The organism is Streptomyces sp. enrichment culture, from assembly GCF_964272895.1.
Lineage (GTDB): Bacteria > Actinomycetota > Actinomycetes > Streptomycetales > Streptomycetaceae > Streptomyces.
On record NZ_OZ186832.1, the window covers coordinates 2,706,590 to 2,728,320 of the forward strand.

Sequence of the window (21,731 nt, forward strand, 5' to 3'; positions counted from 1 at the left end):
GTCGAGACCGGTGGGTGACCCTCCGGTGACCTAGGAGACGATGTCCTTGCGGGCGAAACCGCGGAAGGCCAGCGCGAACAGCACCAGCGCGTACGTGATCGACAGCGCGGTGCCCTGGATCATGCCGGACCACTCGGGGCGGGGCTGGATGGCGTCGGCCCAGGCGAACTGCCAGTGCGCGGGGAGGAAGTCGCGCCAGTCGCCGAGGGCGGTGACCGCGTCGAGGACGTTGCCGACGATGGTCAGGCCGACCGCGCCGCCGACCGCGCCGAGCGGGGCGTCGGTCTTCGTCGACAGCCAGAACGCGAGTGCGGCGGTGACCAGTTGGGACGCGAACACGTAGGCCACGACCACCCCGAGCCGCTGGACCGCCGTGCCGGCGGCGACCTCGCCCCCGGTGGGGATCTCCAGCGGCCCCCAGCCGTAGGCCATGGTGCCGACGATCAGGGCGACGAGCGGCAGCAGGATCATCGCGGCGAGGCTCAGCCCCAGTCCGACGGCCAGCTTGGACCACAGCAGGCGGGCCCGCGGCACGGGCGCGGCCAGCAGATAGCGCAGGGAGGACCAGCCCGCCTCGCTCGCCACGGTGTCCCCGCAGAACAGGGCGACGGGGATGACCAGCAGGAAGCCGGTGGACACGAACAGGTTGACGGCGGCGAAGTTGGCGCCGGACGCGGTGGCCGTGTCCATCAGGTTCACGCGGCCGTCGGAGCCGTCCGGCTCGCCGCCGATGGCGAACGCGGCGACCAGCACGAGGGGCAGGGCGGCGAGGATCGCGCCCATGACCAGGGTGCGGCGGCGCTTGAGCTGGCGGACCAGTTCGACGCGCAGGGGCAGGGTGCGGCCCGCGCGGTAGCCGGAGGCGGCCTCGGTGAGCGTGCTCATGCGGTCCCTCCGATCAGGGTGAGGAAGGCGTCCTCCAGGCGGCGGTGCGGGCCGACGGAGGTGACGGGCACGTCGAGGCGGACCAGTTCGGCGACCAGCCGCTGGGGAGCGCCCTCGGCGTCCAGCCGGACCAGCAGACCCTCGTCGTGGTGCAGCGCCGAAGCCACACCGGGCAGCGCGGCGATCTTCTCGACCACCGCCTCCTCCAGGGGCGCGGCGGTGCCGACCAGCAGCGTGTCGCCGTTGCCGGTGATCTCGCCGACGGGTCCGGCCTGCACCAGGCGGCCGCGGTCCATCACGACCAGGTGGGTGCAGGTCTGCTCCACCTCGGCCAGCAGATGGCTGGAGACGATCACCGTGCGGCCGGCGGCCGCGTAGCGGATCATCACCTCGCGCATCTCGCGGATCTGGGGCGGGTCCAGGCCGTTGGTCGGCTCGTCCAGGATCAGCAGGTCGGGCAGGCCGAGCATGGCCTGGGCGATGGCCAGGCGCTGGCGCATGCCCTGCGAGTAGGTGCGCACCGCGCGGGCGAGGGCGTCGCCGAGGCCGGCGATCTCCAGCGCCTCGTCCAGGTGGGCGTCCTCGGCGGGGCGGCCGGTGGCCCGCCAGTACAGCTCCAGGTTCTCCCGGCCGGACAGGTGCGGCAGGAAGCCCGCGCCCTCCACGAAGGCGCCGACGCGGGAGAGGACGGGGGCGCCGGGGCGGACGGCGTGGCCGAAGACGCGGATCTCGCCGCCGTCGGGCCGGATCAGGCCCATCAGCATGCGCAGGGTGGTGGTCTTGCCGGCGCCGTTGGGTCCGAGCAGACCGAGCACCTGGCCCTTCTCCACGCGGAAGGACAGGTCGCGGACGCTGTAGCGGTCGCCGCCCGCGTACTTCTTGCTCAGGTCGGTGATCTGGAGCGGCACCTCGGCGAGTTCCGGGTCCGGCGCGGGGGCCGCGCCCCGGCGGCGGGCGCCGAGCAGCAGGGCGAGCGCGACGGCGGCGCCGGCGGCGGGCAGCCACCACACCCAGGCGGGCAGGGGCGCGGCCGCGGTCTCCACGCGGGGGGCGGTGGGCACCGACAGGGGGCTCTTCAGGGACACCGTGTAGGTGGCCGGGGCCGCCGGGGAGGCGTAGCCGAGGTCGGTCGCGGACAGCACCAGGCGCAGCCGGTGGCCCTTGTCGATCTCGTGGTCGATCGCCGGGAGGGTGAGGGTGACGTCCTTGCCGCCCCGGGCGTCCTCGACGCGGACGGGGGCCACGAGCTGGGCGGGCAGCACCTGCCGGGCGCCGTCGCCGCCGACGTCGTACACCTTGGCGAACAGGACCGCGTCCGCGCTGCTGGAGTCGAGGTGCACGGTGACCGTCGGGGTGCCGGTGACGCGCAGGTCCTCGGTGAGGGGCGCGGAGTCGAAGCGGGCGTGCTGGCCGGGGAAGTCGAGGGAGACGCCGACGCCGAGGGAGGACAGTTGGGCGAGGCCGCCGCCACCGGTGCCGAGGCCGGGCAGCGCGGAGACGGCGGGCGGGCTGGCTCCGGGCGGGTTGGCGAAGGTCTGCTCGGGGCCGGTCAGCGGGATCTCGCGCGGGGCGGAGCGCAGGCCCGGATAGGTGCCGGAGCTCGCGCCGCGCAACTGGGCGGTGCCGTCGGTGGAGTCGACGCCGCCGACGCGGGTGACCCGGAAGGCGGGGCCGGTGTCGGCGCTCTCGTCGCCCTTGAGGTGGCGGTCGAACCACGCCGTGACGCGCGCGGAGACGCGGTCCGTCTCCGGGTCGCCGCCGTCATGGCCGCCCGCGATCCAGTCGACGTCCACCGGGGCCCCGTTGGCGCGGATCGCGCGGGCGGCGGCGTCGGCGTGGCCGAGGGGGAACAGGGAGTCCGACTGCCCTTGGACGAGCAGGGTGGGCACCTGGATGCGGTCGGCGACCGCGGACGGGGAGCGGGCCTCCAGCAGGGCGCGGGCCTCGGGGTCGGGGGTGCCGGAGGCGGCGACCCGCTCGTACATCGCGCACAGCCGGGGCTCGAACGCCCGGCAGCCGCCGCCGGAGGTGACGAAGACGCCGGCCCACAGCTTCTTGAACACGCCGTCGGGGAACAGGGCGTCGGCGAGGTTCCAGTAGGTGATCGCCGGGGCGATGGCGTCCACCCGGTCGTCGTGCCCGGCGGCCAGCAGGGCGATCGCGCCGCCGTAGGAGGCACCGGCGACGCCCACGCGCGGGTCGCCCGGCCTGTCGAGCCGGACCTCGGGCTGCCGGGCGAGCCAGTCGATGAGCCGGGAGACGTCGGCGACCTCGCCCTTCGGGTCGTTCAGCCCGATCCTGCCGCCCGAGGCGCCGAAGCCGCGGGCGGACCAGGTCAGTACCGCGTACCCGTCGCGGGCGAGGTCCTCGGCCTGTGCGCGGACGTCGGCCTTGCTGCCGCCGAAGCCGTGCGCGAGCAGCACCGCGGGGCGGCGGCCGGCGGCCGGGGACGTGAAGTAGGAGGTGTCCACGCGCACCCCGCCCGCCGCCGTCATCATCCGGTCGGTGCGGCGCACCCGCGGCGCGTCGTCGGAGGCGACGGCCGTCCACGTACCCGCCCCGGCGAGCACCGCGACGGCGGCCACGGCGGCCGCCAGCCGCCGGGGCCCCCGCAGCAGCCGCCCCACTCCGGGCACACGAAGATCCATGCGCCCACGGTACGGGCCGCCACCGACAGCCAGGAACAGCCTCCGGTCGGACGCCCCCGCCCTCCTGCGGGCGTACGGCGCCTCGCCGCGTACCGCGGCCGTGGTACGAAGGGCCATGGAGATTCGCCGCGCCACCACCGTCACCGAACTCATGGCCGCCGGACACCTCTTCGACCGGCCGGTGCGCCCCGAAGCGGCCGAGCGGTTCCTGGCCGCCGCCGGACATCACCTCCTGCTGGCCTATGTCGCCGGTGAACCGGCCGGTTTCGTCAGCGGGGTGGAGACGGTCCACCCCGACAAGGGCACCGAGATGTTCCTGTACGAGCTGGGGGTCGCCGAGGCCCACCGGCGGCGCGGCATCGGGCGGGCCCTGGTGGAGCGGCTGACGGAACTGGCCCGTGAGCGGGGCTGCTACGGCCAGTGGGTGCCGGTGGACACCGGTGACGACGTGGCGGTGGCCACGTATCGCAGCGCGGGCGGCGGCGAGGACGGCAGCTGCACGGTGATGACCTGGGACTTCACCTGAGCGAACCGTGCGAACACCCGACCGTTGCACAAGTGTCGGTGGCGGGCGCTACAGTCGCAGGACAACTGACACACAGCATTTTGGGGTGGGAACTCATGAACGTTCGGCACACCGCTGCCTGGGTGGGGGTGACCGCGGCGGCGCTGCTGGCGACGACCGCGTGCGGTGCGGACAAGGCGGCCGACGCGGCCGACAGCGCCGACATGATCATGGCGGCGCTCACGCGGGCGACGGACCGGACCGAGGAGGTGGGGTCCGCCGAGGTCAGGATGACGACCGACCTCGGGCAGGGCGAGCCGATCGCGATGGAGGGGGTGTACTCGTGGGGTGACGGGTTCGCGTTCGACGTCGAGATGGACACCGAGGCCGCGCAGATGCAGACCCTGACCGACTCCCCCACGGTCCGCACCCTGTTCGTGGACGGCGTCTACTACTACGACATCGACCCGCAGCCCTCCGGTCCGCTCGCCGGCAAGGAGTGGATGAGCATCGACTCCTCGGCGATCTTCGGCGAGGAGGGCGCCCAGGCGTTCAGCGGCGGCGGGGGCACCAGCCCGACGGCGTCCATGAAGGGCCTGAAGTACGCGGACGACGTCGAGAACCTCGGCGAGCAGACCGTCAACGGCAAGGAGACCACGCACTACCGGGCGGTGGTCAGCGAGAAGCAGATGGGCAAGTTCAAGGACGCCTACGCCGACGAGGGCAACCTCTTCAGCTCCATGACCGGCGGCGCCGACTCGGTCACCATGGAGGTGTGGGTCGGCGAGGACGACCTCCCGGTCCGCATGGTCCAGGAGATCGGCGCCACCAAGATATCCATGGACTTCGACAAGTTCGGCGCCACCACCGAGGTGAAGGCCCCGCCGGCCGCGCAGACCGGCGACCTCACCGACGAGATCAAGGCCCAGCAGCCCACCGCCTGACCCGGACACGACGGTGCCCCGCCCGCCGCGTGTCGCGCAGGGGCGGGGCATCGGCCGCCGTGCGGCTCAGTGGTTGCGCGGGAAGCCCAGGTCGACACCGGCCGGGGCCTCGGAGGGGTCGGGCCAGCGGGTGGTGACGACCTTGCCGCGGGTGTAGAAGTGCGTGCCGTCGTTGCCGTAGATGTGGTGGTCGCCGAAGAGGGAGTCCTTCCAGCCGCCGAAGGAGTGGTAGCCGACGGGGACCGGGATCGGGACGTTCACGCCGACCATGCCGGCCTCGATCTCCAGCTGGAAGCGGCGGGCGGCGCCGCCGTCCCGCGTGAAGATCGCGGTGCCGTTGCCGAAGGGGGAGGCGTTGATGAGCGCCACGCCCTCGTCGTAGGTGTCCACGCGCAGCACGCACAGCACCGGGCCGAAGATCTCGTCCTGGTACGCCTTCGCGCTGGTCGGCACCTTGTCGAGCAGCGAGATGCCGATCCAGTGGCCGTCCTCGAAGCCCTCGACGGTGTAGCCGGTGCCGTCCAGGACGACCTCGCAGCCATCCTCGGCGGCGCCGGTCACATACGACGCCACCTTGTCGCGGTGGGCCTTGGTGATCAGCGGGCCCATCTCGGAGGTGGGGTCGTTGCCGGGACCGATCTTGATCTTCTCGGCGCGCTCGCGGATCTTCTCCACCAGCGTGTCGCCGATCGAGCCGACGGCGACGACCGCCGAGATGGCCATGCAGCGCTCGCCCGCCGAACCGTAGGCCGCCGACACCGCCGCGTCCGCGGCCGCGTCCAGGTCGGCGTCGGGCAGGACCAGCATGTGGTTCTTGGCGCCGCCGAGCGCCTGGACGCGCTTGCCGTGGGCGGAGGCGGTGGTGTGGATGTAGCGGGCGATCGGGGTGGAGCCGACGAAGGACACCGCCTTGACGTCCGGGTGCTCCAGCAGGCGGTCGACGGCCACCTTGTCGCCGTGCACGACGTTGAAGACGCCGTCGGGCAGGCCCGCCTCCGCCAGCAGCTCGGCGATCCTGATGGACGCGGACGGGTCCTTCTCGCTCGGCTTCAGCACGAAGGTGTTGCCGCACGCGATGGCCAGCGGGAACATCCACATCGGCACCATGGCCGGGAAGTTGAACGGCGTGATGCCGGCGACGACCCCGAGCGGCTGCCGGATCGCGGCCACGTCGACGCGGTTCGCGACCTGCGTGGACAGCTCGCCCTTGAGCTGGACGTTGATGCCGCAGGCCAGGTCGACGATCTCCAGGCCGCGCGCGACCTCCCCGAGGGCGTCGGAGTGCACCTTGCCGTGCTCGGCGGTGATCAGCTCGGCGATCTCGTCGCGGTGGGCGTCCAGCAGCGCACGGAAGCGGAACAGGATGGTGGTGCGCTGGGCCAGCGAGGACTGGCCCCAGGTCACGAAGGCTTCGCGCGCGGCCCGCACCGCCGCGTCGACCTCCTCGACGGAGGCGAACGCGACCTTCGTGGTGACCGCGCCGGTGGCCGGATCCGTGACCGGGCCGTAATTCCCCGACGCGCCTTCGACGGTCTTGCCGCCGATCCAGTGGTTGACGATCTTCGTCATGCCCGGTAACTCCTTCACAGATGGCGGCGTCGGGTCGCAACGTGCCGGTCGTACTCCTCGCGGGCCTTCACCGCCGACGCGCGGGTCGCGGTCTCGGCCACAGGAACATCCCACCAGGCCGGTGCGGGCGGCGCGCCCGACACTGTGTCTGCCGTTTCGGTCTCCACATAGACACATGTGGGAGTGTCGGCCGCCCGCGCCTCGGCCAGAGCGGACCGCAGGTCGGCCACGGTCCTCGCGCGCAGCACCCGCATCCCGAGGCTGGCGGCGTTCGCGGCCAGGTCCACCGGCAGCGGCGCCCCGTCGTAGCGGCCGTCGTCGGCGCGGAAGCGGTAGGCGGTGCCGAACCGCTCGGCGCCCACCGACTCCGACAGGCCGCCGATCGAGGCGTACCCGTGGTTCTGCACCAGCAGCATCTTGATGGCGACGCCCTCCTGCACGGCCGTGACGATCTCGGTGGGCATCATCAGATACGTGCCGTCGCCGACCAGCGCCCACACCGGGCGCTCGGGCGCGGCCAGCTTCACCCCGATGGCCGCCGGGATCTCGTAGCCCATGCAGGAGTAGCCGTACTCCAGGTGGTACTGGTCGGCCGAGCGCGCCCGCCACAGCTTGTGCAGATCGCCGGGCAGCGAACCGGCCGCGTTGATCACGATGTCCGTCTCGTCCACGACCGCGTCCAGCGCGCCCAGCACCTGCGGCTGGGTGGGCCGCGCGGCGGGGTCGGCGGCGGCGAAGCAGGCGTCCACGCGCCGCTCCCAGTCCGCCTTGTCCCGCGTGTAGGAGGCGGCATACGCCTCGTCGACCCGGTGCCCGTGCAGGGCCAGCGCCTCGGTCAGCTCCTCCAGACCGCTGCGGGCGTCCGCGATCAGCGGGATGCCGGAGAGCTTGTGGCCGTCGAAGGGGGCGATGTTGAGGTTGAGGAAGCGGACGTCCGGCCGCTCGAAGAGGGTCCCGGAGGCGGTGGTGAAGTCCGTGTAGCGCGTGCCCACGCCGATCACCAGGTCGGCCTCGCGGGCGAGGGCGTCGGCGGTCGCGGTGCCGGTGTGGCCGATGCCGCCGACGTCCTGGGGGTGGTCGTGCGGCAGTGAGCCCTTGCCGGCCTGCGTGGAGGCGACCGGGATGCCGGTGGCCTGCGCGAACTCGGCGAGGGCGGCCTCGGCGCGGCTGTGGTGGACGCCGCCGCCCGCGATCAGCAGGGGCCGGCGGGCGCGCCGGATCGCCCGGATCGCCTCCGTCAGCTCGGCGGGGTCGGCACCCGGCCGTCGTACCGCCCAGGTGCGCTCGGCGAAGAACTCCTCCGGCCAGTCGTACGCCTCCGCCTGTACGTCCTGCGGGAGGGCGAGGGTGACCGCGCCGGTCTCGACGGGGTCGGTGAGCACACGCATCGCCTGGAGCGCGGCCGGGATCAGGGCCTCGGGGCGGTGGACGCGGTCGAAGTACCTCGACACCGGGCGCAGGCAGTCGTTGACGCTGAGGTCGCCCGCGTACGGCACCTCCAGCTGCTGGAGCACCGGGTCGGCGGGGCGGGCGGCGAAGATGTCGCCGGGCAGGAGCAGGACGGGGAGGTGGTTGACGGTCGCGAGGGCGGCTCCCGTCACCAGGTTGGTCGCGCCGGGGCCGATGGACGTGGTCACGGCGTGGGTGGACAGGCGGTTCGACTGGCGGGCGTAGCCGACGGCCGCGTGCACCATCGACTGCTCGTTGCGGCCCTGGTGGTACGGCATGACATCGGCGTACTCCACGAGTGCCTGACCGATCCCGGCGACGTTCCCGTGGCCGAAGATGCCCCAGGTGGCGCCGATCAGCCGGTGCCGTTCGCCGTCGCGCTCGGTGTGCTGGGCGGCGAGGAAGCGGACGAGCGCCTGGGCGACGGTCAGCCTGATGGTCATCGCGATACCCCTCCGTTGACGGTCATCGGTAGCCCTCCGTGTGGTCCGGGTGGAAGCAGATCCGCCACTCCCGTGTCCCGCCGGGGCCCGCCATCACGTTCAGGTAGTACATGGCGTGACCGGGCTGGGCGATCGACGGGCCGTGCCAGCCGTCGGGGACGAGGACGGCGTCGCCGGAGCGGACCTCGGCGAGGACGTCCGCGCCGCCCTCGCGGGAGGGGGAGACGCGCTGGTAGCCGAAGCCGTGCGGGCCGTCGATCTCGAAGTAGTAGATCTCCTCCAGCTCCGACTCCTCCCCCGGCCGGTGCTCGTCGTGCTTGTGCGGCGGGTACGAGGACCAGTGGCCGCCCGGCGTGATCACCTCGACGGCGATCAGCTTGTCGCAGGCGAAGGCGTCGGCGGACGCGAAGTTGCGGACCTGGCGGGCGCAGGTGCCGCTGCCGCGCTGTTCGACGGGTACCTCCGGCGCGGGGCCGTAGCGGGCGGGGAGTCGGCGCTCGCACTTCGCTCCTGCCAGGGCGAAGCGGCCTCCCGCACCGGAGGCGATCTGGACCCGGGCGTCTCGGGGCACGTACGCGAAGTCGGTGACCGACGCGAACACGCTTTCCCTGCCCAGGAGTTGGATGACGTCGTCCGCTGTGTGCACGCTACAGCCGCCGTGCAGGGGAAGCACGATCCACTCGCTGTCCCCGGTGTCGAACGTGTGCGTGCCCCCCGCCGCCAGCTCGACGACCCGCAGGCTGCTGTACGTCCAGCCGGCCTGCTCGGGGTCGATGTCGACGGCGTAGTCCCCCTGCGCGCCGGTGCCGCGGGGGATGTGCAGCTCCTTGCTCGTACGGCTCATCGGGGCCCTCACAGCAGTCCTACGGCGGTGTCCACGGCGGCGGCCACATCACCGTCCGCCGGGTACAGCAGCGAGCGGCCCACCACCAGGCCGCGCACGGTGGGCAGCCGCAGCGCGCCGCGCCACTTCTCGTACGCCCGGTCCTGGTCGTCGCCGACATCGCCGCCGAGCAGGACGGCCGGGAGGGTCGTGGTCTCCATGACCCGGGCCATGTCGTCGGGGTCGTCGGTGACCGGCACCTTCAGCCAGGTGTAGGCGGAGGTGCCGCCCAGGCCGGAGGCGATGGCGAGGGAGCGGGTGACGGCGTCGGCGGACAGATCGTTGCGCAGGCGTCCGTCGGGGTCGCGTCGGCTGATGAACGGTTCGACGAACACGGGGAGGCGGCGGGCGGCCATGTCGTCGATCGCGCGGGCGGTGGACTCCAGGGTGGTCAGGGAGCCCGGGTCGTCGTAGTCGATGCGCAGCAGCAGCTTGCCCGCGTCGAAGCCGAGGCGCTGGATGTCCTCGGGGCGGTGGCCGGTGAAGCGGTCGTCGAGTTCGAAGCGGGCCCCTTGCAGTCCGCCGCGGTTCATCGAGCCCATGACGACCTTGTGGTCCAGGGCGCCGAGCAGCAGCAGGTCGTCCAGGATGTCGGCGGTGGCCAGCACGCCGTCCACGCCGGGGCGGGACAGCGCCAGCACCAGCCGGCCCAGCAGATCGGCCCGGTTGGCCATGGCGAGCCTGCGGTCGCCGACGCCGAGCGCGCCGCGGGCCGGGTGGTCGGCGGCGACGATCATCAGACGGCCGCCGTCTCCGAGCAGGGGGCGGCGCAGACGCCGGGCGGCGGCCTCGGCGACGGCCTCGGGGTGGTGGGTGCGCAGGCGCACCAGCTCGGGCACGTCGACGACGGGGATCCGGGGGGCGCCCGCCCCCGCGGGAGCGGCAGCGCCGGACGGGCGCCCGGCCCCCGACGGGGAGGCGTCGGCGACCGTGTTCTTCGGCTTCGGTGCGGGTCCCGGGCCGCCGCCCGCCGAGGGCGGGGTCTGGTCGGTGTCGTGGTGCGCCCCCGTCACCCGGCCGGCCCTCACAGCACCGCTCCCGCGTCCAGCGCCGCCTCGATCTCGGCCGGGGTCGGCATCGCCGAGGAGCACTCCAGGCGGGAGGCGACGATCGCGCCGGCGGCGTTGGCGTGGCGCATGACCCTCTCCAGGTCCCAGCCCTCCAGCAGCCCGTGGCACAGGGAGCCGCCGAAGGCGTCCCCGGCGCCCAGGCCGTTGAGGACGTTCACCGGCAGCGGGGGCACCTCGGCCGACTCCCCGTCGGCGCGGACCGCCAGCACGCCCTTCGGGCCCTGCTTGACGACGGCGAGTTCGACACCCGCCTCCAGCAACGCCCGTGCGGCGGCGTGGGGTTCGCGGACGCCGGTGGCGATCTCCACCTCGTCGAGGTTGCCGACGGCGACGGTGGTGTGGCGCAGGGCCTCGGCGTAGAAGGGGCGGGCGGCGTCGGGGTCCGACCAGAACACGGGGCGCCAGTCCAGGTCGAACACGGTCGTGCCCGCCTTCGCCCGGTGGGCGAGCGCCGCCAGGGTCGCCGTACGGCTCGGCTCCTCGCTCAGGCCGGTGCCGGTGACCCAGAAGACACGGGCCGCGCGTACCGCGTCGAGGTCCAGGTCGTGGGCGTCGATCTCCAGGTCGGGGGCCTTGGGCTGCCGGTAGAAGTACAGCGGGAAGTCGTCGGGCGGGAAGATCTCGCAGAAGGTGATCGGCGTCCTCAGCTCCGGTACCGGGGTCACCCAGCGGTCGTCGACGCCGAACTCCCCGAGCGCCTGGTGGAGATAGGCGCCGAACGGGTCGTCCCCGGTACGGCTGATCAGCGCGGTGCGGCGGCCGAGGCGGGCGGCGGCGACGGCGACGTTGGCCGCGGAGCCGCCGAGGAACTTGCCGAAGGCCGTCACCTGCGCCAGCGGGACCCCCGCCTGCAGCGGATAGAGGTCCACACCGATCCGCCCCATGGTGATCAGGTCGTACGCCATCGCGTTCCCTTCGTGCCGTCGGATCGGCTCACTGCGGCCTGCCCCTCCGGTTTCTAGTCCCGCCGCGGCAGCCCTGTCAATGTTTTGTCCAGACATTCGGACGAGCCCTTGACACCCCTTCCGGTGCCGCGCACCCTGGCGGCCATGACGTCGCTGTCGCCTCAGTCCTCACTGTCCCGCATCCGCATCGGTTCGGCGCCCGACTCCTGGGGCGTGTGGTTCCCCGACGACCCCCGCCAGGTGCCCTGGCAGCGCTTCCTCGACGAGGTCGCCGAGGCCGGCTACGAGTGGATCGAGCTGGGCCCGTACGGGTATCTGCCGACCGATCCCGCGCTCCTCGCCGAGGAGACGGCCAGGCGCGGCCTGAAGGTGTCGGCGGGGACGGTGTTCACCGGCCTGCACCACGGCGAGGCCGTCTGGGAGAAGACCTGGGCGCACGTCGCCGACAACGCGGCGCTCGCCCGGGCGATGGGCGCCCGCCATCTGGTCGTCATCCCGTCCTTCTGGCGGGACGACAAGACCGGCGAGGTGCTGGAGCCGGACACGCTCACAGCCGAGCAGTGGCGCAATCTCACCTCGCTGACCGAGCGGCTGGGACGCGAGGTGCGCGAGCGCTACGGGCTGACGATCGTCGTCCACCCGCACGCCGACACCCATATCGACAGCGAGGAGAACGTCGCCCGCTTCCTCGACGGCACCGACTCCTCCCTGGTCTCGCTGTGCCTGGACACCGGGCACTACGCCTACTGCGGCGGCGACAGCGTCAAGCTGATCGAGACCTACGGCGAGCGCATCGGCTATCTGCACCTCAAGCAGGTGGACCCGGACGTCCTCGCCGAGGTGCGCGCCGAGCGGATCCCGTTCGGGCCCGCGGTGGCCAAGGGCGTGATGTGCGAGCCGCCGGCCGGGGTGCCCGCGCTGGGGCCGGTGCTGGAGGCGGCGCAGCGGCTGGGCGTCGAGCTGTTCGCGATCGTCGAGCAGGACATGTACCCGTGCGAGCCGGACCGGCCGCTGCCGATCGCCCGCCGCACCCGCGCCTTCCTGCGGTCCTGCGGCGCCTGACCGGCGTACGCCCGGGGCCGTACGCCCGCCCTTCGGTCCCGCGTACGCCCATGCATCACTTCTGTCACAAACACCACCCCCTCGTCACACATGTCCCGAGTACGCGGGTTTCGCGTCACACCCGGCACACAGCCGCTTTCCCCCGGTCACGCAGGGTCGTTCAACCGGGCACAGGCCTGGTGATCGCCAGCACTGCGCCCGGCTCCCCCGACGGCCGCCCCCGGCCGCGCCGCGGCGCAACGCAGGGAGGTGCGACTCATGACCGACCGACGGCTGTGGTCCTACAAGGAGATCGCGGCGCACATCCGGGTGCAGCCGGACACCGTGCGCTCCTACCGCAAGCACGGACTGCTGCCGCCGCCCGACCATGTGGAGGGCGGCAAGCCCTACTGGTACGCCGACACCGTCCGCACCTGGGTGGCCTCCCGGCCGGGGAACCGGGGACGCAGATCCGACTGACCCCCGAGAAAAAGCAGCTGTGCCCCACCCGCCGGGTGGGGCACAGTGCCGTTCATGGACTTCTCGATCAAGCCGGTGCTGACCGGCGAACGGGCCGAGCTGCGGCCCTTCACCGAAGCCGACGTCCCGGCGATGGCGGCGATCCTGTCCGACCCGGAGGTGGTGCGGCTCACCGGCAGTCCCGTGGCGGAGTTCGACCTGGACCGCCTGCGCGCCTGGTACGGCAGCCGGGGCGACCAGCCGGACCGGCTCGACCTCGGCATCGTGGACCGGGAGAGCGGCGAACTGGTCGGCGAGGCCGTGCTGAACGAGTGGGACGAGCCCAACCGCAACTGCAACTTCCGCATCCTGATCGGCCCGCGGGGCCGCGGCCGGGGCCTGGGCACGGAGGCCGTCCGGCTCATCGTGGGCCACGCCTTCGAGCAACTGGGGCTGCACCGCGTCTCCTTGCACGTGCTGGCCCACAATCCGCGGGCCCGGCACGTCTACGAGAAGGCGGGCTTCGTCGCCGAGGGCGTGGACCGGCAGGCGGTCCGGCAGGACGGCGAGTGGATCGACGCCGTGCGGATGTCGATCCTCGCCCCGGAGTGGGCCGCGCTCACCGCCACGGCTCGATGACCGTCACGCCGGCTCCGGGCGCGGTGCCCATCTCCGCCAGCGCCCGCGGTACGGCGTCCAGCCCGATGCTCGAGGTCACCAGCAGGTCGGGCCGCAGTACGCCGGCGCGCACCGCCTCCAGCATCGCGGGGTAGGTGTGGGCGGCCATGCCGTGGCTGCCGAGGATCTCCAGCTCCAGGGCGATGGCGCGGGCCATCGGGACGGGGGTGGTGCCGTCGGACGAGGGCAGCAGGCCGACCTGGACATGGCGGCCCCGGCGGCGCAGGCCGTTCACCGAGGCGGCGCAGGTGGCGGGCGAGCCGAGGGCGTCCAGGGAGAGGTGGGCGCCGCCGCCGGTGAGTTCGCGCACGGCCGCGGCCGTGTCCGGCAGCTCGCGGCCGTCGACGCACTCCGCCGCCCCGAAGGTCCGCGCCAGCTCCAGCGCCCGCGGCGAGACGTCGACGGCGACCACCCGCGCGCCCGAGGCCGCCGCGATCATCACCGCGGACAGCCCGACCCCGCCGCAGCCGTGCACGGCCACCCACTCCCCCGGCCCGACCCGGCCCTGCTGCACGACCGCCCGGAAGGCGGTGGCGAACCGGCAGCCGAGGGAGGCGGCGGTGGCGTACGACAGGTCGTCGGGGACGGCGACCAGGTTCACGTCGGCGTGGTCCAGGGCGACGTACTGGGCGAAGGAGCCCCAGTGGGTGAAGCCTGGCTGGGTCTGCCGCTCGCACACCTGGTGGTCGCCGGCCGCGCAGGCGGCGCAGGTGCCGCAGCCGCACACGAAGGGCACGGTGACGCGGTCGCCGGGCCGGAAGCGGGTCACCCGGTCCCCGGCGGCCTCGACGACACCGGCGAGTTCATGGCCGGGCACGTGCGGCAGGGTGATGTCCGGGTCGTGGCCCATCCAGCCGTGCCAGTCGCTGCGGCACAGCCCCGTCGCCTCGACGCGCACCACGACGCCGTGCGGGGCCGGACGCGGATCGGCCACCTCCCGCACCTGAGCCGTCTCGCCGTACCGCTCGAACACCACCGCGCGCATGTGCCGCCCCTCTCTCCGCCCGAACGGTAGCGCGGCACCGGCGCGCCCCTGCTTGGAGAAATACCCCCTAGGGGTATACAGTGAGGAGTGCGGGGCCCACCGTGGACCATGGAGCCCCCGAGACCACCTACGCCTCGACGAGGAGTAACGACATGAGCGCCCAGACCGACACCGTCACCACCGTCTACAAGGTCAGCGGCATGAGCTGCGGCCACTGCGAGGGCGCCGTCTCCGGCGAGATCTCCCAGATCCCGGGCGTCACCTCGGTCAAGGCCGTGGCCGCCGCCGGCGAGGTCACCGTCGTCTCCGCCGCCCCGCTGGACGAGGAGGCCGTCCGCGCCGCGATCGACGAGGCCGGTTACGAGCTCGTCGGCCGCGCCTGAGACGCCCTCCCGCGCCCCTCGTGCCCATGGGCCGTACCGGCCGCCGATACTGGCCCGGTACGGCCCGTCGCCTTGCGCGGGCGCGGACGCCGGGCGTACGGATCTCTGGAGTACGGACATGAGCAGCACCAGCACCCCCCGGGCGGCCCGGACCACGGCCGAGGTCGAGCTGATCGTCGGCGGGATGACCTGCGCCGCCTGCGCGGCCCGCATCGAGAAGAAGCTCAACCGCATGGAAGGCGTGACCGCGACGGTCAACTACGCCACCGAGCGGGCCCGGATCAGCTATCCGGCCGGGACCGAGGTCGCCGACCTGATCGCGACCGTGGAGCGGACGGGGTACACGGCCCAGGAGCCGGCCGCCGCCGAGCCCGAGGAGCCCTCGCGGGACGACCCCGAGATGGCCTCCCTGCGCCACCGGCTGCTCGTCAGCGCCCTGCTCGCCGTGCCCGTCGTGCTGCTCGCCATGGTCCCGGCCCTCCAGTTCGACCACTGGCAGTGGCTCTCCCTGACCCTCGCCGCGCCCGTCGTCGTCTGGGGCGGATGGCCCTTCCACCGGGCCGCGTTCACCAACGTCCGGCACGGCGCGTCCACCATGGACACCCTGGTCTCGCTGGGCACGCTGGCCGCGTTCGGCTGGTCGCTGTGGGCCCTGTTCCTCGGTGACGCCGGCATGCCCGGCATGCGCCACGGCTTCGACCTGACCGTCTCGCGCGCCGACGCCGGCTCCACGATCTATCTGGAGGTGGCCGCCGGAGTCACCGCCTTCCTGCTGCTCGGCCGCTATCTGGAGGCCCGCGCCAAGCGCCACGCCGGAACGGCCCTGCGGGCGCTGCTGGAGCTGGGCGCCAAGGACGTGGCCGTGCTGCGGGACGGCCGCGAGACGCGGGTGCCGGTCGCCGCACTGGCCGTCGGCGACCTGTTCGTCGTACGCCCCGGCGAGAAGATCGCCACCGACGGCGTGGTCACCGAGGGCGTCTCGGCCCTCGACGCCTCCCTGCTCACCGGCGAGTCCGTGCCGGTGGACGTGGCGCCCGGGGACGCGGTGACCGGCGCGACCGTCAACGCCGGGGGCCGGCTCGTCGTCCGGGCCACCCGCGTCGGCGCCGACACGCAGCTGGCGCGGATGGCGAGGCTGGTGGAGGAGGCGCAGAGCGGCAAGGCGCGGGTGCAGCGGCTGGCGGACCGGATCTCGGCGGTGTTCGTGCCCGTGGTCCTGCTGATCGCGGCGGCCGCCTTCGGCGGCTGGCTCGGCGCCACCGGCGACACCACGGCCGCGTTCACCGCCGCCGTCGCCGTACTGATCATCGCCTGCCCCTGCGCGCTGGGCCTGGCCACGCCGACCGCGCTGCTGGTGGGCACCGGCCGCGGCGCGCAGCTCGGCATCCTCATCAAGGGCCCGGAGGTGCTGGAGTCCACCCGCCGCGCCGACACCGTCGTCCTGGACAAGACGGGGACGGTGACGACGGGCCGGATGATCCTGCACGAGGTGTACGCGGCCGAGGGCACCGACGAGAAGGAGCTGCTGCGGCTCGCGGGCGCCCTGGAGCACGCCTCCGAGCACCCCGTGGCGCGGGCGGTCGCCGCGGGTGCGGAGGAGCGCGTCGGTCCGCTCCCGCCCGTCGAGCACTTCGAGAACGTCCCCGGCAGGGGCGTCCGCGGGCGCGTGGAGGGGCGCGAGGTGGCCGTGGGCCGCCGCCTGTTCGACGCCGTCCCGCGGGAGCTGTCCCGCGCCCTGGAGGCCGCCGAGCGCGACGGGCGCACGGCCGTGCCGGTCGGCTGGGACGGGGCGGTACGCGGGGTGCTCGCCGTCGCCGACGCGGTGAAGGACTCCAGCGCCCAGGCGGTGCGCGAGCTGCGGGCGCTGGGGCTGACGCCGGTGCTGCTGACCGGGGACAACCGGACGGTGGCCGAGGCGGTGGCCCGTGAGGTGGGGATCGACCGGGTCATGGCCGAGGTGCTGCCCGAGGACAAGGTGGACGCCGTACGGCGGCTCCAGGCCGAGGGGCATGTCGTCGCCATGGTCGGGGACGGCGTCAACGACGCGGCCGCGCTGGCCGCCGCCGACCTGGGCCTCGCCATGGGCACAGGCACCGACGCGGCGATCGAGGCGGGCGATCTGACGCTCGTGCGCGGGGATCTGCGGGTCGCCGCGGACGCGATCCGGCTCTCCCGCCGCACCCTGGCCACCATCAAGGGCAACCTCGTCTGGGCCTTCGGCTACAACGTGGCCGCCCTGCCGCTGGCCGCCGCGGGCCTGCTCAACCCGATGATCGCGGGGGCGGCGATGGCCTTCTCCTCGGTCTTCGTCGTCACCAACAGCCTCCGGCTGCGGACGTTCCGTGCTGGAGAAAGGGCTTAACACCGGGGGCCCTCTGGAGTCCGGCGCGGGCCTCACATAAGCTCTTCACAAGTCTCGCGCATCTTCCTTACGCCGGGGCATCGTTCGCCGAACGTGCTCTTGCGCATCTAACGGGACATTTGCAAGAGACGCAGATCACAGTGATGTGAACGTAACCATTGAAGGGGTTCGACGGTCTAAGTTGGCGATGTCAGAACGCGTCTTGGGGGGCGCCGACTGACATCTGGGGATGTCTTGGGGGACCTCCTCAGAGATTGCGTTGCCGGGGCACGCACACCGGGAAGCTTTGAGCGGCCCTCCCAGCGTGCGATGTCCCGGCAGACCGCACCCCGACAGAGCAGTACGTGCGTATCCGCCCGTGCTGTTCAACAGCGATTCAGGCGCTGTGTCCTCAAAGCGCCCGGCCGGATCCCGTGGGGGGAATCCGCACCGGGACATGGGAAGGCGCCCTGGACGTCGGCCCGTGGGGGGACCGGCGCACCGGGGCGCCTTCTTCTTCGCCTTCCGGGCCTCTTCACCTTCCGGGCTTCTTCGCCTTCCGGCTTCTTCACCTTCCGGGCTTCTTCGCCCTCCGGGCCCACGACAAGGCCCCGCGCCCGAGGGACCGGGGCGGGGCCTGCGATGCTGCGGCTCAGGGGGTCGAGCGTCAGCGCTCCTCGACGGGGACGAAGTCGCGCTCGACGACGCCCGTGTAGATCTGGCGCGGGCGGCCGATGCGGGAACCCGGCTCCTTGATCATCTCGTGCCACTGGGCGATCCAGCCCGGAAGGCGGCCGAGGGCGAACAGGACCGTGAACATCTCGGTCGGGAAGCCCATGGCCCGGTAGATCAGACCGGTGTAGAAGTCGACGTTCGGGTAGAGGCTGCGCGAGACGAAGTAGTCGTCGGAGAGCGCGTGCTCCTCCAGCTTCAGGGCGATGTCCAGCAGCTCGTCGGACTTGCCGAGGGCGGAGAGGACGTCGTGCGCGGCGGCCTTGATGATCTTGGCGCGCGGGTCGAAGTTCTTGTAGACCCGGTGGCCGAAGCCCATCAGACGGACGCCGTCCTCCTTGTTCTTCACCTTGCGGATGAAGGAGTCGACGTCGCCGCCCGAGTCGCGGATGCCTTCCAGCATCTCCAGCACGGACTGGTTGGCGCCACCGTGCAGCGGGCCCCACAGGGCGTTGATGCCGGCGGAGATCGAGGCGAACATGTTCGCCTGCGAGGAGCCGACCAGGCGGACCGTGGAGGTCGAACAGTTCTGCTCGTGGTCGGCGTGCAGGATGAGCAGCTTGTCCAGGGCGGAGACCACGATCGGGTCGAGCTCGAACTCCTGCGCCGGGACCGAGAAGGTCATCCGCAGGAAGTTCTCCACGTAGCCGAGGTCGTTGCGCGGGTATACGAACGGGTGGCCGACCGACTTCTTGTAGGCGTAGGCCGCGATCGTCGGGAGCTTGGCGAGCAGACGGACCGTGGAGAGGTTGCGCTGCCGCTCGTCGAACGGGTTGTGGCTGTCCTGGTAGAAGGTGGACAGCGCCGAGACCACCGAGGACAGCATCGCCATCGGGTGCGCGTCGCGCGGGAAGCCCCGGTAGAAGTTCTTGACGTCCTCGTGCAGCAGCGTGTGCCGGGTGATCTCGTCCTTGAAGGCGCTGAGCTCGTCGACGGTCGGCAGCTCACCGTTGATCAGCAGGTACGCCACCTCAAGGAAGGTGGAGCGCTCGGCGAGCTGCTCGATCGGGTAGCCGCGGTAGCGGAGGATGCCCGCCTCGCCGTCCAGGTAGGTGATGGCGGATTTATAGGCGGCGGTGTTGCCGTACCCGCTGTCCAGGGTCACGAGACCGGTCTGGGCACGCAGCTTCCCGATGTCGAAGCCCTTGTCCCCGACGGTGCTGTCGATCACCGGGTAGGTGTACTCGCTGCCGTCGTACCGCAGTACTACAGAGTTGTCGCTCACGTCTTCCCTCACCGACGTAGTGCCTCATCTTCGAGGTGCCCTGACTGTCTCTACCATCCCCCATTTGGCTCAGGAGAGTGCACTCGGGGTCGACCATTGGGCTTATCGGCGGCACTCAGTGCCGCCAACTTGCCCATCCTGCCCCCTCCGCCCGGCCACGGGAAGTGTTCTGTGACCTTTGCGACTCGTTTGATCGATCATTTTTCGTCGCATGGCGTACTGGGCAGTAGACCGAGCCGGGTCCGCACGTTTCCGAGCAGCCCGGATCGCTACGTTCCTCAGCCGCCGGCGAGCCGGAAGTCCAGCGCCGTGCAGCGCCGTCCGGCCGACACCGTGCGCACCGCCTGTCCTATCGCTTTACGCGAACCGACGAGGACGACCAGCCGCTTGGCCCGGGTGACCGCCGTGTACAGCAGGTTCCGCTGGAGCATCATCCATGCTCCCGTGGTGACGGGGATCACCACGGCGGGATATTCACTGCCCTGCGAGCGGTGAATGGTCACGGCGTAGGCGTGCGCCAGCTCGTCCAGCTCGTCGAACTCGTACGGAACCTCCTCGTCCTCGTCCGTCAGCACCATGAGCCGCTGGTCGACCGGGTCGAGCGAGGTGACCACGCCCACGGTGCCGTTGAAGACACCGTTCCTCCCCTTCTCGTAATTGTTGCGGACCTGGGTGACCTTGTCCCCCACCCGGAAGACACGGCCGCCGAACCGCTTCTCCGGCACATCCGGCCGGCCCGGTGTGATCGCCTGCTGGAGCAGACCGTTGAGCGTCCCCGCCCCGGCCGGCCCCCGGTGCATCGGGGCCAGCACCTGCACGTCCCGGCGCGGATCGAGCCCGAAGCGGGCCGGGATCCGCCGCGCCGCCACATCGACGGTGAGCCGCCCGGCCTCCTCGGTGTCGTCCTCCACGAACAGGAAGAAGTCCTTCAGCCCGTCCGTGAGGGGATGCTGCCCGGCGTTGATCCGGTGCGCGTTGGTGACCACCCCGGACTGCTGCGCCTGCCGGAACACACGGGTCAGGCGGATGGCCGGGACCGGGCTCCCGTCGGCCAGGAGGTCCCGCAGCACCTCCCCCGCGCCGACACTCGGGAGCTGGTCGACGTCCCCCACGAAGAGCAGGTGCGCACCCGGCGGTACGGCCTTGACGAGCTTGTTGGCCAGCAGCAGGTCCAGCATCGACGCCTCGTCCACCACCACGAGGTCGGCGTCCAGCGGCCGGTCCCGGTCGTAGGCGGCGTCACCGCCGGGCTTGAGCTCCAGGAGCCGGTGGACGGTGGACGCCTCGGCGCCGGTCAGCTCGGCCAGGCGCTTGGCGGCACGGCCGGTCGGAGCGGCCAGCAGCACCTTCGCCCTCTTCGCGCGGGCCAGCTCCACGATCGAGCGCACGGTGAAGGACTTGCCGCAGCCCGGACCGCCGGTGAGCACACCGACCCTGCTGGTCAGCGCCAGCTTGACGGCGGCCTCCTGCTCGGGCGCCAGCTCGGCCCCCGTACGGGACCTCAGCCACCCGAGCGCCTTGTCCCAGTCGACGTCCTGGAACGCCGGCATGCGGTCCGCGTCGGTGCGCAGAAGGCGGAGCAGCTGGGAGGAGAGGGACAGTTCGGCGCGGTGGAACGGGACGAGGTAGACGGCCGTGACGGGTTCCGGGTGGTCGTCGGGTCCGGGGACCTTCTCCCGTACGACGCCCGGGTCGCCGCCCTCCTCGTCCGGCTCGGCCAGCTCCCCCAGGCACTCGATGACCAGCCCGGTGTCCACCTGGAGCAGCTTCACCGCGTCCGCGATCAGCCGCTCCTCGGGGAGGTAGCAGTTGCCCTGGTCGGTGGCCTGCGACAGCGCGTACTGCAGGCCGGCCTTGACCCGTTCCGGGCTGTCGTGCGGGATGCCGACCGACTGGGCGATCCTGTCCGCTGTCAGGAACCCGATGCCCCACACATCGGCGGCGAGCCGGTAGGGCTGCTCCTTGACGACGGAGATGGACGCGTCCCCGTACTTCTTGTAGATGCGCACGGCGATGGACGTGGAGACGTTCACCGTCTGGAGGAACAGCATGACCTCCTTGATCGCCTTCTGCTCCTCCCACGCGTCGGCGATCTTCTTCGTCCGCTTCGGCCCGAGGCCGGGCACCTCGATCAGCCGCTTCGGCTCCTCCTCGATGATCCGGAGGGTGTCCGTCCCGAAGTGCTGGGTGATGCGGTCGGCGAAGACCGGGCCGATCCCCTTGACCAGCCCCGACCCCAGGTAACGCCGGATGCCCTGGACGGTGGCCGGGAGGACGGTCGTGTAGTTCTCCACGGTGAACTGCTTGCCGTACTGGGGGTGGCTCCCCCAGCGGCCCTCCATCCGCAGCGACTCCCCCACCTGGGCGCCGAGCAGTGCCCCGACGACGGTGAGGAGATCGCCGGCACCTCTGCCCGTGTCCACGCGGGCGACCGTGTACCCGTTCTCCTCATTGGCGTACGTGATCCTCTCCAACACGCCTTCGAGCACGGCCAGGCGCCGCTCACCGGTGGTCTTCGCCGAGTCCTGGGACATGCCCCGACGTTAGCGGGAGGGTGTGACAGCCGCGTCCTTGATCGCCTGGAGG

17 protein-coding genes are annotated in these 21,731 nt (G+C 72.4%); 7 read left to right on the plus strand and 10 right to left on the minus strand.

The window, feature by feature from the left end:
* Nucleotides 1-30 precede the first annotated feature (30 nt).
* Together ACSU6M_RS12245 and ACSU6M_RS12250 are read right to left on the minus strand one after the other, a co-directional pair.
* Nucleotides 31-885: an ABC transporter permease gene (locus ACSU6M_RS12245; RefSeq protein WP_437069506.1), complete on the minus strand. Its 855-nt coding sequence runs from the start codon at nucleotides 883-885 to the stop codon at nucleotides 31-33.
* Nucleotides 882-3,533 (minus strand): alpha/beta fold hydrolase, encoded by a 2,652-nt coding sequence (locus ACSU6M_RS12250; protein WP_437069507.1) that lies wholly within the window; start codon nucleotides 3,531-3,533, stop codon nucleotides 882-884. The genes ACSU6M_RS12245 and ACSU6M_RS12250 overlap by 4 nt, the downstream gene beginning before the upstream one ends.
* 115 nt (nucleotides 3,534-3,648) lie before the next feature.
* Between ACSU6M_RS12250 and ACSU6M_RS12255 the strand changes: the two genes are divergently transcribed.
* Nucleotides 3,649-4,059 (plus strand): GNAT family N-acetyltransferase, encoded by a 411-nt coding sequence (locus ACSU6M_RS12255; protein WP_437069509.1) that lies wholly within the window; start codon nucleotides 3,649-3,651, stop codon nucleotides 4,057-4,059.
* A gap of 95 nt (nucleotides 4,060-4,154) precedes the next feature.
* Nucleotides 4,155-4,982, plus strand: a complete 828-nt coding sequence (locus tag ACSU6M_RS12260) for a hypothetical protein (protein ID WP_437069511.1) — start codon at nucleotides 4,155-4,157, stop codon at nucleotides 4,980-4,982.
* 66 nt (nucleotides 4,983-5,048) lie between these two features.
* Here ACSU6M_RS12260 and mmsA read toward each other — a convergent pair whose 3' ends face one another.
* The 5 genes from mmsA to iolC all read right to left on the minus strand — a co-directional run bounded on the left by mmsA (nucleotide 5,049) and on the right by iolC (nucleotide 11,301).
* Nucleotides 5,049-6,551 carry a CoA-acylating methylmalonate-semialdehyde dehydrogenase gene (gene mmsA / locus ACSU6M_RS12265; protein WP_437069513.1) on the minus strand — a complete coding sequence of 501 codons (1,503 nt, stop codon included), beginning with the start codon at nucleotides 6,549-6,551 and terminating at the stop codon, nucleotides 5,049-5,051.
* Nucleotides 6,552-6,565: 14 nt separating this feature from the next.
* Nucleotides 6,566-8,443, minus strand: a complete 1,878-nt coding sequence (gene iolD, locus ACSU6M_RS12270; protein ID WP_437069514.1) for a 3D-(3,5/4)-trihydroxycyclohexane-1,2-dione acylhydrolase (decyclizing) — start codon at nucleotides 8,441-8,443, stop codon at nucleotides 6,566-6,568.
* 22 nt (nucleotides 8,444-8,465) lie between these two features.
* A complete protein-coding gene (gene iolB / locus ACSU6M_RS12275) occupies nucleotides 8,466-9,287 on the minus strand; it encodes a 5-deoxy-glucuronate isomerase (RefSeq protein WP_437069516.1) in 822 nt (273 codons plus the stop codon).
* A gap of 8 nt (nucleotides 9,288-9,295) precedes the next feature.
* Entirely contained in the window at nucleotides 9,296-10,165 is an 870-nt protein-coding gene (locus ACSU6M_RS12280; RefSeq protein WP_437075110.1) for a Cgl0159 family (beta/alpha)8-fold protein, read from the minus strand.
* 185 nt (nucleotides 10,166-10,350) lie between these two features.
* Nucleotides 10,351-11,301: a 5-dehydro-2-deoxygluconokinase gene (gene iolC / locus ACSU6M_RS12285; protein WP_437069518.1), complete on the minus strand. Its 951-nt coding sequence runs from the start codon at nucleotides 11,299-11,301 to the stop codon at nucleotides 10,351-10,353.
* A gap of 144 nt (nucleotides 11,302-11,445) precedes the next feature.
* Between iolC and ACSU6M_RS12290 the strand changes: the two genes are divergently transcribed.
* The 3 genes from ACSU6M_RS12290 to ACSU6M_RS12300 all read left to right on the plus strand — a co-directional run bounded on the left by ACSU6M_RS12290 (nucleotide 11,446) and on the right by ACSU6M_RS12300 (nucleotide 13,440).
* On the plus strand, nucleotides 11,446-12,363 hold the full coding sequence (locus tag ACSU6M_RS12290; protein ID WP_437069520.1) for a sugar phosphate isomerase/epimerase family protein: 918 nt from the start codon (nucleotides 11,446-11,448) through the stop codon (nucleotides 12,361-12,363).
* A 258-nt stretch (nucleotides 12,364-12,621) separates the two neighbouring features.
* A complete protein-coding gene (locus ACSU6M_RS12295; protein ID WP_437069521.1) occupies nucleotides 12,622-12,822 on the plus strand; it encodes a helix-turn-helix transcriptional regulator in 201 nt (66 codons plus the stop codon).
* A gap of 54 nt (nucleotides 12,823-12,876) precedes the next feature.
* Nucleotides 12,877-13,440, plus strand: coding sequence for a GNAT family N-acetyltransferase (locus ACSU6M_RS12300; RefSeq protein WP_437069523.1), 564 nt, complete (start codon nucleotides 12,877-12,879; stop codon nucleotides 13,438-13,440).
* Here the strand turns inward: ACSU6M_RS12300 and ACSU6M_RS12305 are convergent.
* Nucleotides 13,421-14,464, minus strand: a complete 1,044-nt coding sequence (locus tag ACSU6M_RS12305) for a zinc-dependent alcohol dehydrogenase family protein (RefSeq protein ID WP_437069524.1) — start codon at nucleotides 14,462-14,464, stop codon at nucleotides 13,421-13,423. The two genes, ACSU6M_RS12300 and ACSU6M_RS12305, sit on opposite strands and share 20 nt — an antisense overlap.
* 152 nt (nucleotides 14,465-14,616) lie before the next feature.
* Here ACSU6M_RS12305 and ACSU6M_RS12310 point away from each other — a divergent pair, with 152 nt between their 5' ends.
* Both ACSU6M_RS12310 and ACSU6M_RS12315 read left to right on the plus strand, forming a co-directional pair.
* Nucleotides 14,617-14,847, plus strand: a complete 231-nt coding sequence (locus ACSU6M_RS12310; RefSeq protein WP_437069526.1) for a heavy-metal-associated domain-containing protein — start codon at nucleotides 14,617-14,619, stop codon at nucleotides 14,845-14,847.
* 118 nt (nucleotides 14,848-14,965) lie between these two features.
* Complete coding sequence (locus ACSU6M_RS12315; protein ID WP_437069527.1) at nucleotides 14,966-17,209, plus strand: heavy metal translocating P-type ATPase; 2,244 nt, start codon at nucleotides 14,966-14,968, stop codon at nucleotides 17,207-17,209.
* A 646-nt stretch (nucleotides 17,210-17,855) separates the two neighbouring features.
* Here the strand turns inward: ACSU6M_RS12315 and ACSU6M_RS12320 are convergent.
* Nucleotides 17,856-19,145, minus strand: coding sequence for a citrate synthase (locus tag ACSU6M_RS12320; RefSeq protein ID WP_437069529.1), 1,290 nt, complete (start codon nucleotides 19,143-19,145; stop codon nucleotides 17,856-17,858).
* A 278-nt stretch (nucleotides 19,146-19,423) separates the two neighbouring features.
* Nucleotides 19,424-21,679 carry an SF1B family DNA helicase RecD2 gene (gene recD2 / locus ACSU6M_RS12325; protein WP_437069531.1) on the minus strand — a complete coding sequence of 752 codons (2,256 nt, stop codon included), beginning with the start codon at nucleotides 21,677-21,679 and terminating at the stop codon, nucleotides 19,424-19,426.
* Nucleotides 21,680-21,731 lie beyond the last annotated feature (52 nt).